A 10693-nucleotide genomic window follows, 5' to 3' on the forward strand; every position below is an offset into this window, starting at 1 on the left:
GCTCCGCGGGGCGGTTCAGGCCTCCGTGCGGTGCCGGGTGACGGACGTCTCGCTGACGCGCTCGGCGACCGCCCGCGCCGTCTTCGTGTCCGGCCCCGGCAGGGGCACGAACAGCGCCTCGCGGTAGTACCGGAGCTCGTCGATGCTCTCCAGGATGTCCGCGAGCGCCCGGTGGCCGCCGTCCTTCTTGGGGGAGGCGAAGTACACGCGCGGGTACCAGCGGCGGGCGAGCTCCTTGATCGACGACACGTCGACGATCCGGTAGTGCAGGTGCCCCACCAGCTCGGGCATGTCCCGGTCGAGGAACATCTTGTCCGTGCCGACGGAGTTGCCGGCCAGCGGCGCCTTGCCCGGGTCGGGCACCCACTCGCGCACGTAGTCGAGCACCGCCTGCTCGGCGTCGGCGAGCGTCATGCCCCCGGACAGCTCCTCGATGAGGCCGGACGTCGTGTGCATGTCGCGGACGAAGTCGTTCATCTGCTCGACGGCGGCCGCGGGCGGCGCGATGACGACGTCGACCCCCTCGCCGAGCACGTTCAGCTCGGAGTCCGTGACCACGGCGGCCACCTCGACCAGCGCGTCCGCGCGCAGGTCCAGGCCGGTCATCTCGCAGTCGATCCACACGATGCGTTCGTTCGGGTTCGCGGGGCTCACGGGGTCAGCCTACGGTCCGCACGCCCGGCGCCGGCTCCCGGCAGGGCCGACGACATGACGAGGGCCCCGCTGCTCCGGACGGTTCGTGGAACGGTCCGGGCCGCGGGGCCCTCGTGGCGGTGTCGTCGCCGGGTCGGTACCCGGCGGGCGCTCGCCCGGCGGGTGTCATGCGGTGAGCCGGTCGAACAGCACCCGGGAGAGACCGGTGCGCTGGCGACGGGCGTGCGGCTGCCGGCGCAGCTTGCGCTGCGACCGCAGTCGGCGGACGGTGCGTTCGCGCTCGGCCTCCTCGAGGCGCTCGCGCTGGATGACCTGCACGAGAAGCAGGTTCTCCGGGGGAAACATGGTGATGGTGTCCTTCGTGACGTGGGGTCGTCGGTCCGGGCCAGGGACCACCCGTGCGACCGGTGTCGGACCGGCCGCGCGTCACCGCGGTGCATGGACGAGTCTGCACGGACGTCGTCGTCCGGCGCACGGCTTTTTCCCAGGTCGCGAGGTGGTCGCGTGCTGGATTCGGGCCACGGGCATCCGAGCTGTGCGTGGCCGGGCGGATACGATGAGCCCCGCGCCTCCATAGCTCAATGGATAGAGCAACGGCCTTCTAATCCGTAGGTTGCAGGTTCGAGTCCTGCTGGGGGCACCCTCGATCGACCTCACGGCCGCGGCATCGCCGCCGCGTCGGCGTGGTCGACCAGCTCGCGGCGCTCGCGCCGGATGCGGTCGGAGCCCCACTGCCCCAGCGGGGCGAGCGCGGCGTTGAGCGCCCGGCCGTGGTCGGTGAGGGAGTACTCGACGCGGGGCGGCACCTCGGCGTAGACGGTGCGCACGACGAGGTCGTCTGCCTCCATCTCCCGCAGGTGCTGGGTGAGCATCTTCTCGCTCACGCCGGGCAGGCCGCGGCGCAGCTCGGCGAACCGGCGCACGCCGTGCGCGTCGAGTTCCCAGAGGATGAGGCCCTTCCACTTGCCGCTGACGACGTCGAGCGCGGCGTCGATGCCGCACACGTAGGGGCCGCGCCGGGTGCTGACGGTCATGGTGCTCCTCGGTCGGGGTACTTCCCTCGAGGTGAGTACCGCAGTAATTAGTGCGTACTTCTCAGCGTCTCCGTACCCCCAGAGCATGGAGGCACACCGCCACCACGCACAAGAGGAGCACCGCGCATGACCGCACAGCACGCACCGGTCACCGTGATCGGCCTGGGCCCGATGGGGCAGGCGATGGTCCGTCGCCTCCTGGCCGGGGGCCACCCGGTCACCGTCTGGAACCGCACGCCGTCGCGCGCCGAGGGCGTGGTCGCCGACGGCGCCGTCCTCTCGCCGACGCCGCGCGACGCCCTCGAGGCCGCGGAGCTCGTAATCCTCAGCCTCACCGACTACGCGGCCATGGACGCGATCCTCGACGGCGCCGCCGACGCGCTCGCCGGGCGCACGCTGGTCAATCTCAGCTCGGACACCCCGGACCGCACGCGCGAGGCCGCGGCGTGGGCGACGGCGCACGGCGCGGCCTTCCTCGCCGGAGGGATGATGACGCCCGCGCCGACGGTCGGCACCGACGAGGCGTACGCCTACTACTCGGGCCCGCGCGACGTGTTCGACCGCCACGCCGACGTGCTGGGGGAGCTGGCCGCCTCGCGGTACGTCGGCGCCGACGCCGGCCTGGCCCAGCTCATGTACCAGGCGCAGCTCGACGTCTTCCTCACGGCGCTGTCCGCCCTCATGCACGCCACCGCCCTGGTGGGCAGCGCGGGCGTGTCCGCACGCGACTTCCTCCCCGAGGCGCTGACCACGCTGGCGGACATCCCCGCGATGCTCACGGCGGGGGACAGCACGCCGGTGGGCGTCGGCGAGCAGATCGACGCCGGCCTGCACCCCGGGCACCTCAGCACCTCGACCATGATGGGCGCCACCGCCGACCACGTGGTCGCCGCCAGCGCGGCGGCCGGGATCGACGTCGGCCTGCCGCGCGCGGTCCAGGCGCACTATCGTCGCGCGATCGACGCCGGCCATGGCGGCGACAACTGGACGCGCATCATCGACGGCATCCGGGACCCGCGATGAGCGGCCGGGCCGCCGAGGCGACCCTGCTCGGCCTCGGGCATATGGGCCGCGCGCTGGCCGGCGCGCTGCTCGACGCGGGGCACGACGTCGCGGTCTGGAACCGCACGTCCGGCCGGGACGCCGAGCTCGTGTCGCGTGGCGCCCGCCGAGCCGCCGACGTCCGGGACGCCGTCGTGGCCGCGCCGATCGTCGTCGTCTGCCTCTACGGGCAGGCGTCCGTCCGCGCGACGCTCGACCCCGTGGTGGACGACCTGCGAGGCCGCGCCGTCGTCAACCTCACCACCACCACGCCGGCCGAGGCACGGGAGCTCGCGGCCTGGGCGGCGGGGCACGGCGTGCGCTACCTCGACGGCGCGATCATGTTCGTGGCGCTCGACGCCGAGGCGATCGACAGCGGGGACTACTCGTCGCCCGTCCAGAGCCTCGACTGGTCCGACCTGGGACACCTGGTGCGGGCGAGCGAGGAGCAGGGGGTGGACCCGGCCCCGATCGCCATGGTGGAGGAGCTGCGCCGACGCCAGGTGGACGCCGGACACGGGGCGGAGGGCTTCGCGCGGATCTACGAGAGCCTGCGCCGCCGCTGAACCCGCAGGCGACCGGCGCGCGCGTTTGGCACGGAACGCGCCAGCGGGAAGGATGTGCCCGTGACACCTTCCCTGGAGACCCGTGCCTCGCGCCGTGCCGCGAGCAGGAAGGACGCCGGGGCGGGCGAGGAGATCGGCGTCACCGTCCACGACGTCGCCCGCGACCTGCGGCGTGACGTCGCGGCGGTCGAGCTCCCCCTCCCGATCGACGGGGCCGAGGAGGCCACGGCGTCCCGCGACCGGCTGCTCGCGCAGCTCGACGAGCACCTGCTGCCGCGCCTCAAGGAGCTGTCCTCGCCGGCCGTCGTCGTCGTCGCGGGCTCGACCGGCGCGGGCAAGTCCACGCTGTACAACTCGCTGCTGGGGGAGACCGTCTCCGAGGCGGGCGTGCTGCGACCCACGACCCGCGAGCCGGTCCTCGCCCACCACCCCGCGGACGCCGACGTCATGGCGACCGGCCCGGTCACGGAGCTGTCGCGGGTGGTGCAGCACGAGGGCGTGCCGCGCGGGACGGCGCTGCTGGACGCGCCCGACCTCGACTCGTTCGTGCAGCAGAACCGCTCGACGGCGCAGCAGCTGCTCGAGGCCGCCGACCTGTGGCTCTTCGTCACCACGGCCGCGCGCTACGGCGACGCGCTGCCCTGGCAGGCGCTGGCCCGCGCCACGGAGCGCGGGGCGTCGGTGGCGATGGTGCTCAACCGGGTGCCGAAGGAGACGCTGACCACGGTGCGCGGCGACCTGCTGCAGCGCCTGCGCGAGCACGGCATGACCGACGTCCCCCTGTTCGTGATCCCCGACGTCGGCCCGCACGAGGGCCTGCTCGACCCGTCGGTCGTGCAGCCGGTGCGGCGCTGGCTCACCATGCTCGCCGGGCCGGACCGGTCGCGCGCCGTCGTCGTGCGCACCCTCAAGGGCGCGCTGGGCGCGCTGCCCGGCTGGGTGACGTCGCTCGCGGACGCGATCGACGCGCAGCAGGAGGCCGTGCACGTGCTGCGTCGCCGCGTCACGGAGGAGATCCCCGCCGCGGAGCAGCTCGCCCGCGACGCGGTCGCGGCCGGCGTCGTCGCCGGCGCCTCGGTGGAGGCCCGCTGGCGCGAGCTGTCCGGGGCCGTCGGCGTCGACCGCGTCAAGGTCCGCGGCGACCGGGCGCGCAGCACGCGCCGCGCCGGCCGCGCCCGCGAGGCGGCGCTCGAGGGCCTCCGGACCGACGTCGTCGACGCCGCGTCGCGCACGCTGGCGGCGTCCGGTGCCCGGGTGGAGGAGCGGCTGCGCGCCGTGCTCGCCGGCCCGGGGGCGCCCGCCGGCGGCGAGGCCGTCGCGCCCGACGGCGCGGCCCGCACCGCCGCGCGCGAGGCCGACGTCCCGGGCCGGGTCGCACAGTGGGCCGACCGGGCGGACGCCCTCGTCGGGGACCTCACCGGCGACGCCGCGTCGGGTCCCCGCGTCGAGGCCGCCGTCAAGGCGTTCGGGGCACGCGGGCTCGCCACCCTGTTCCTCGCCTCCGCCGCGGGCAGCGGCGACGCCGACCGCCTGCTGGAGCGCGTCCTGGGGCACCTGGCCACCGCGCCCGTCGCCACCCTGCGCGACGACCTCGGCGACCGGGCGGCCGCCGTCGTCGACGCCGAGGTGCAGGCCGTGCTGGACGACCTCGGTCCGTCCGAACCCGCCGACGACGCGGCCGCCGGGCTGCGCGTGCGACTCGCCGAGCTCAGGAGGCTGACATGACCGAGAGCCCGTCCCACGACGCGACGCTACGGGCCCGCACGGAGGATCTCGCGCAGGCGCTCGAGATCGCCGGGCCGCGCCTCGACGACGCCACGTCGCAGCGGGTCTCGGCCGCGGTCGACGGGGTGCGCGAGCGGCTCGCGCTCGGCGTCGACCACACGGTCGTGGCGTTCGCCGGGGGCACGGGCTCGGGCAAGTCCAGCCTGTTCAACAAGGTGTCCCGGTTGAGCTTCGCCGACGTCGGCGTGAAGCGACCGACGACGGCGCGCGTCACGGCATGCTCCTGGTCGGACGACGCGGAGGCCCTGCTCGACTGGGTGGGCGTGGACCGCGAGCGGCGCATCACCCAGGGCGGCGAGCTCGACGGCGAGGACGAGGAGAAGCTCGCCGGGCTGGTGCTGCTCGACCTGCCCGACCACGACTCCGTCGAGCCGGCGCACCGCGAGGTCGTGGACCGCGTGCTGCCGCTCGTGGACCTGCTGGTGTGGGTCGTGGACCCCCAGAAGTACGCGGACGACGCGCTGCACTCGGGGTATCTGCGCGAATCCGTGGGCTCCGAGTCGTCGATGGTGGTGCTGCTCAACCAGGTGGACACCGTGCCGGACGCGCAGCGGGAGAACCTGCTCGCCGACCTGGCGCGACTGCTCGAGGACGACGGGCTGACCGGCGTGTACGTGCAGGGGGTGTCCGCGAAGACGGGCGAGGGGATCGACCGCGTCCGGGGGCTGCTGGAGGAGGCGTGCGCGCGCCGGTCCGTCGCGGCCGGGCGCGCGGCCGCCGAGCTGGACGTGGCGGCGCGGCTGCTGCTGGCCCAGACCCCGGCGGAGGTGCCGTGGCAGATGGGCCCCGCGGTGGAGCGGGAGCTGGACGCGCTGGTGGCCGCGACCGGCCTGGACGCGGTCGCGAGCCAGGTGGGCAACGCGGTGCGCAACGGCTACGGCCGGCCCGAGGTGCCGCCGCCGGACCGCGACGCGGTCGCGCTGTCGCGGGCCCGCTGGCTGACCCGCGCCGGCGCCTCGCTGCGCCCGGGGTGGCAGCGGTCGCTCGCCTCCTCCGTGGCGGGGGCGGACCAGCTGCGCACGTCGGTGGCGGGCGCGCTGCGCGGGATCGCCCTCGACACGACCGGCCCGTCGGCGGCCCGGACGCTGCGCCGTACGGCGTGGGTGCTGGGCGCGGTCGCGGTGGTGGCGGCGGTCGTGGGGGTCCTTGCCGTCACGGGCGTGCTCGACGTCGCGGCGCCCTGGCCGGCCGTGGTCCTCGCGCTGGCCGGCGTGCTGGTCGTGGCCGCGGTGGTGGTGGCGCTCGCCGGCACGGCCTCGCGGCGCACGCTGGCGCGCAAGCGCGAGCAGGCGGTGGCGGCCGCGGGCCGGTCGGCGCTCGAGCGGGTCCTGGCCGAAGGGCTCGGCGAGCCGACGCAGAAGCTGCTCCACGAGCACCGCCGGGTGCGCGAGCTCGCGCAGGCGGCGACCGAGCTGCCGACGTCGCAGCCGCTCACCGGGTCCCTGAGGCTGCCCACAGGTTCCGAGCTGGCGCCGTCGTCCACAGCCACGCCGAAGACGGGGGCGCACCGGGCCTCGGGCGACTGATCCTGGGGTCCCGTCGGCGCGTGCCGGCGGCGGACCCAGGAGGAGCGCATGAACGAGGTCAGCATCACGGTGAACGGGTTCGTCGGGACGAAGCCGACGCTGCACCGGTCCGACGGCGGGGTGGAGTGGACCACCTTCCGCGTGGCGAGCACGCGACGGGTGCGCGACCCGCGCAGCGGGGAGTGGTCGGACGGCCAGACCTTGTGGTTCACGGTCAAGTCGTTCCGCGCCGGCGCTCGCAACGTGGCGGAGTCGCTGACGCAGGGCGACCCCGTGGTCGTCACCGGCCGGCTGTCCACCGAGGAGTGGACGCAGGACGGCAAGGACCGCTGGCAGCTGGTCATCGACGCGCACGGCGTCGGCCCCGACGTCACCCGGGGGCTGGCGCGGTTCACGCGCGTGGTCGACCGGACGGAGCAGGACGACGTCACTGAGCCGGACCGGGAGCCGGACCGGGAGCCCGAGCCGGTGCCGGTCGGCGTATGAGGCCCGAGGTCGCGTAGGCTGGTGGACCGGCCGCCATGCCGGTCCTCCAGCCCGCCCGCTGGAGCCTCGAACCTCTCGGACCCGACCCCTCGGGTTCTCCGCGCGATCGAACGGTGGAAGCAGAGCCAGTGGCTGAGTTCATCTACTCCATGTACAAGGCGCGCAAGGCGCACGGCGACAAGGTCATCCTCGACGACGTCTCCCTGAACTTCCTGCCCGGCGCCAAGATCGGCGTCGTCGGCCCCAACGGTGCCGGGAAGTCGACGATCCTCAAGATCATGGCGGGCCTCGAGCAGCCGTCCAACGGCGAGGCGCGCCTCTCCCCGGGGTACACGGTCGGCATCCTCTTGCAGGAGCCGCCGCTCAACGAGGACAAGACCGTGCTCGGCAACGTCGAGGAGGCGGTCGGCCCGCTCAAGGCGAAGATCGACCGCTTCAACGAGATCTCCGCCCTCATGGCGGAGCCCGACGCCGACTTCGACACCCTGCTCGCGGAGATGGGCACGCTGCAGGAGGAGATCGACGCGGCCGACGCGTGGGACCTCGACTCCCAGCTCGAGCAGGCGATGGACGCTCTGCGCTGCCCGCCGCCGGACGCGGACGTCAAGGTGCTCTCCGGTGGTGAGCGCCGCCGCGTCGCCCTGTGCAAGCTGCTGCTGGAGAAGCCCGACCTGCTGCTGCTCGACGAGCCCACCAACCACCTCGACGCCGAGTCCGTGCTGTGGCTCGAGCAGCACCTCGCCACCTACCCGGGCGCCGTCCTCGCCGTCACGCACGACCGCTACTTCCTCGACCACGTCGCGGAGTGGATCTGCGAGGTCGACCGCGGCCGCCTCTACCCGTACGAGGGCAACTACTCCACCTACCTGGAGAAGAAGCAGGCCCGCCTCGAGGTGCAGGGCAAGAAGGACGCCAAGCTCGCCAAGCGCCTCAAGGACGAGCTGGACTGGGTGCGCTCCAACGCGAAGGGCCGCCAGACTAAGTCGAAGGCGCGACTGGCCCGCTACGAGGAGATGGCCGCGGAGGCGGAGCGGACGCGGAAGCTCGACTTCGAGGAGATCCAGATCCCCGCTGGCCCGCGCCTGGGCAACGTGGTCCTCGAGGCGACGAACCTGCAGAAGGGCTTCGACGGCCGTCAGCTCATCGACGGGCTGAGCTTCACGCTGCCGCGCAACGGCATCGTCGGCGTCATCGGCCCGAACGGCGTCGGCAAGACGACGCTGTTCAAGACGATCGTGGGCCTGGAGCCGCTCGACGGCGGCGAGCTCAAGGTCGGCGAGACCGTGAAGATCTCCTACGTCGACCAGTCGCGCGGCGGCATCGACCCGAAGAAGACGCTGTGGGAGGTCGTGTCCGACGGGCTCGACTTCATCAAGGTCGGCAACGTCGAGATCCCGTCCCGCGCCTACGTGGCCTCGTTCGGCTTCAAGGGGCCGGACCAGCAGAAGCCCGCGGGCGTGCTGTCCGGTGGCGAGCGCAACCGTCTCAACCTGGCGCTGACGCTCAAGCAGGGCGGCAACCTGCTGCTGCTCGACGAGCCCACCAACGATCTCGACGTCGAGACCCTCGGCTCGCTGGAGAACGCGCTGCTCGAGTTCCCCGGCTGCGCCGTCGTGGTCTCCCACGACCGGTGGTTCCTCGACCGCGTCGCGACGCACATCCTCGCGTACGAGGGCACGGAGGAGGACCCGGCGAACTGGTACTGGTTCGAGGGCAACTTCGCCTCGTACGAGGAGAACAAGGTCGAGCGACTGGGCGCCGACGCCGCGCGCCCGCACCGCGTGACGTACCGCAAGCTCACGCGCGACTGACGCGAGCGGTCCAACACCGTCGTCGCCCCCGGCCGTCGCATGGCGCCGGGGGCGACGTGCGTCGCTCTTGCCGTGCTCCCGCTGCGGCTCAGGTACGTCGACGAGGCACCGTGCGAGGCCGGCGTGAAATGCCGTTGGTCGCGGCGGACGACGAGGCGATAATCCCTCGATGACCTCCCTGCCCACCCGGCTCCGCCCCGTCTGGCCTGAGCTGCCGCCCTCCGTCCGCGCCGGCGTCGAGGCCCGCCTCGGCGCGTCGGTCACGGGATGGACGAGCCACGACGGCGGCTATTCGCCCGGGATGGCCTCGACCCTGCGCACCGTGCGAGGCGACGTCTTCGTCAAGGCGGTCAGCACGGCGCACGAGACCTCGGCGCATCTGTACCGCGAGGAGGCCCGTCGGGCCGTTCTTGTCCCCGAGGGCGTGCCGGCGCCGCGGCCGCTGTGGTACGCCGAGGTGGACGCGGACGACCAGGAGAGCGCGCCGTGGATCGCGCTTGCCTTCGAGTCCGTCGCCGGCTCCCGGCCGCCGCGCCAGCCCTGGATCGACGCCGAGCTCGATGCGGTGCTGCGCCTGTGCACCGAGGTCGCCCGGTTCGAGATCCCACCCGGGGTCCTGCCGGACTTCGCAGAGGCGCTGCCTACGGACCGGACCGCCGCCCTGACCGACGAGCTGCCGGACGGACTGGACTCCTTCGACCCGTGGTACGCAGCACAGCTGGACCGGCTCGCCACGATCGAGGAGTCGGCCGCGGACGCTGTCACCGGAGGTTCGCTCGTGCACGCGGACCTGCGCGGCGACAACTCGCTGCTGGTCGACGAACCCCACGGCGTGAGGGCGCTCGCTGTCGACTGGCCGTACGCGTCCCGCGGGGCGGCCTTCTGCGACCTGGTGGCGATGCTGCCGGCCACCGTGCTCGAGGGCGGACCGCTCCCCGAGGAGGCCCTGTGTCGCTGCCCTCTTCCGCCAGGGACGGACGGCGACGCCGTCACGGCCTACCTCGTCGCGCTCACGGGGTACTTCGTGCACTCGTCGCTCCAGGCGCCGCCCCCGGGCATCCCGCACGTACGGGAGTTCCAGCGCGCGCAGGGCGAGGTGTGCATCGCCTGGCTGCGCCGTCGTCTGGCGTGACGAAGGAGACGGTGGTGCGGCCGCGCGAGCGGGTCAGGACGACGCGAGCGGCAGCTCGCACACGTCGGAGTAGCCCTGGCTCTGCACGCCGGCGGCGGAGTACGACCGCGAGCGCATGTTCTCCACGGCGACCATCTCGGTGAGCTCGACCATCGCGGGGGAGCCGAGGCGGGCCACGAGCGAGGCGACCATGCCGTCGGTGGCGGTGGGCGGGGTGGCGGTCATCGCCTCGGCGTACGCCATGACGTCGCGCTCCAGCTCGGTGTAGACACCGTCGGTCTCGCGCCAGCGCGGCACCTGGCTGACCTTGGCGGGGTCGAGCCCGCCCTCGCGCGACAGGAAGTAGCCGAAGTCGAGGCACCAGCTGCACCCGACCGCTGCGGCGGTGGCCATCTCGGCGAGCGTCTTGAGGGTGGGGTCGAGGGACTTCCACCGTCCGATCTTCAGCTCGAGCCCGAACATCGCCCGCATCGCGCGGGGGTGGTGGGCGAGGACGTACGCGCTGTCGGGCACCTGCCCGAACGCGCGCCGCGCGTACCAGGCGATGGCACGGCCGTACAGGCCGGTGAGCTCCTTGCGGGGGATGCGGAACGTGCTGGTCACCTGGTGCCTCCTGGCGGCGGGGTCCGTGGGCCGGCGCGCGATGCACGCCGTCGTG

11 protein-coding genes and 1 tRNA gene are annotated in these 10693 nt (G+C 73.8%); 8 read left to right on the forward strand and 4 right to left on the reverse strand.

All coding sequences use genetic code 11. From position 1 onward, the window contains the following. Positions 1-15: 15 nt before the first annotated feature. Both orn and ACQP60_RS02710 read right to left on the reverse strand, forming a co-directional pair. Positions 16-654 carry an oligoribonuclease gene (gene orn / locus ACQP60_RS02705; protein WP_429728282.1) on the reverse strand — a complete coding sequence of 213 codons (639 nt, stop codon included), beginning with the start codon at positions 652-654 and terminating at the stop codon, positions 16-18. A gap of 165 nt (positions 655-819) precedes the next feature. Further along, positions 820-999, reverse strand: a complete 180-nt coding sequence (locus tag ACQP60_RS02710) for a hypothetical protein (RefSeq protein ID WP_429728283.1) — start codon at positions 997-999, stop codon at positions 820-822. A gap of 222 nt (positions 1000-1221) precedes the next feature. On the opposite strand from ACQP60_RS02710, the gene ACQP60_RS02715 reads away from it, so the two are divergent. Beyond that, a tRNA-Arg gene (locus ACQP60_RS02715) sits at positions 1222-1294 on the forward strand. Between the two features lie 13 nt (positions 1295-1307). Here the strand turns inward: ACQP60_RS02715 and ACQP60_RS02720 are convergent. Next, positions 1308-1688 carry a winged helix-turn-helix transcriptional regulator gene (locus ACQP60_RS02720; protein WP_429728284.1) on the reverse strand — a complete coding sequence of 127 codons (381 nt, stop codon included), beginning with the start codon at positions 1686-1688 and terminating at the stop codon, positions 1308-1310. Positions 1689-1814: 126 nt separating this feature from the next. Here ACQP60_RS02720 and ACQP60_RS02725 point away from each other — a divergent pair, with 126 nt between their 5' ends. The 7 genes from ACQP60_RS02725 to ACQP60_RS02755 all read left to right on the forward strand — a co-directional run bounded on the left by ACQP60_RS02725 (position 1815) and on the right by ACQP60_RS02755 (position 10035). Further along, the gene (locus ACQP60_RS02725; protein WP_429728285.1) at positions 1815-2711 is read left to right on the forward strand and encodes an NAD(P)-dependent oxidoreductase; all 897 of its coding nucleotides are present in this window, start codon (positions 1815-1817) and stop codon (positions 2709-2711) included. After that, entirely contained in the window at positions 2708-3295 is a 588-nt protein-coding gene (locus ACQP60_RS02730) for an NAD(P)-binding domain-containing protein (RefSeq protein WP_429728286.1), read from the forward strand. The genes ACQP60_RS02725 and ACQP60_RS02730 overlap by 4 nt, the downstream gene beginning before the upstream one ends. Positions 3296-3355: 60 nt before the next feature. Next, on the forward strand, positions 3356-5020 hold the full coding sequence (locus ACQP60_RS02735; protein ID WP_429728287.1) for a GTPase: 1665 nt from the start codon (positions 3356-3358) through the stop codon (positions 5018-5020). Continuing rightward, on the forward strand, positions 5017-6606 hold the full coding sequence (locus tag ACQP60_RS02740) for a GTPase (protein ID WP_429728288.1): 1590 nt from the start codon (positions 5017-5019) through the stop codon (positions 6604-6606). The genes ACQP60_RS02735 and ACQP60_RS02740 overlap by 4 nt, the downstream gene beginning before the upstream one ends. Before the next feature lie 48 nt (positions 6607-6654). Beyond that, complete coding sequence (locus tag ACQP60_RS02745) at positions 6655-7092, forward strand: single-stranded DNA-binding protein (RefSeq protein WP_429728289.1); 438 nt, start codon at positions 6655-6657, stop codon at positions 7090-7092. Between the two features lie 128 nt (positions 7093-7220). After that, on the forward strand, positions 7221-8903 hold the full coding sequence (gene ettA, locus ACQP60_RS02750) for an energy-dependent translational throttle protein EttA (RefSeq protein ID WP_429728290.1): 1683 nt from the start codon (positions 7221-7223) through the stop codon (positions 8901-8903). A 169-nt stretch (positions 8904-9072) separates the two neighbouring features. Next, positions 9073-10035, forward strand: coding sequence for an aminoglycoside phosphotransferase family protein (locus tag ACQP60_RS02755; RefSeq protein WP_429728291.1), 963 nt, complete (start codon positions 9073-9075; stop codon positions 10033-10035). A gap of 33 nt (positions 10036-10068) precedes the next feature. On the opposite strand, the gene ACQP60_RS02760 is transcribed toward ACQP60_RS02755, so the two are convergent. After that, the gene (locus ACQP60_RS02760) at positions 10069-10638 is read right to left on the reverse strand and encodes a carboxymuconolactone decarboxylase family protein (RefSeq protein ID WP_429728292.1); all 570 of its coding nucleotides are present in this window, start codon (positions 10636-10638) and stop codon (positions 10069-10071) included. Positions 10639-10693: the final 55 nt, after the last annotated feature.

Origin of the sequence: Isoptericola variabilis (assembly GCF_050311655.1) — a bacterium.
Lineage (GTDB): Bacteria > Actinomycetota > Actinomycetes > Actinomycetales > Cellulomonadaceae > Isoptericola > Isoptericola variabilis.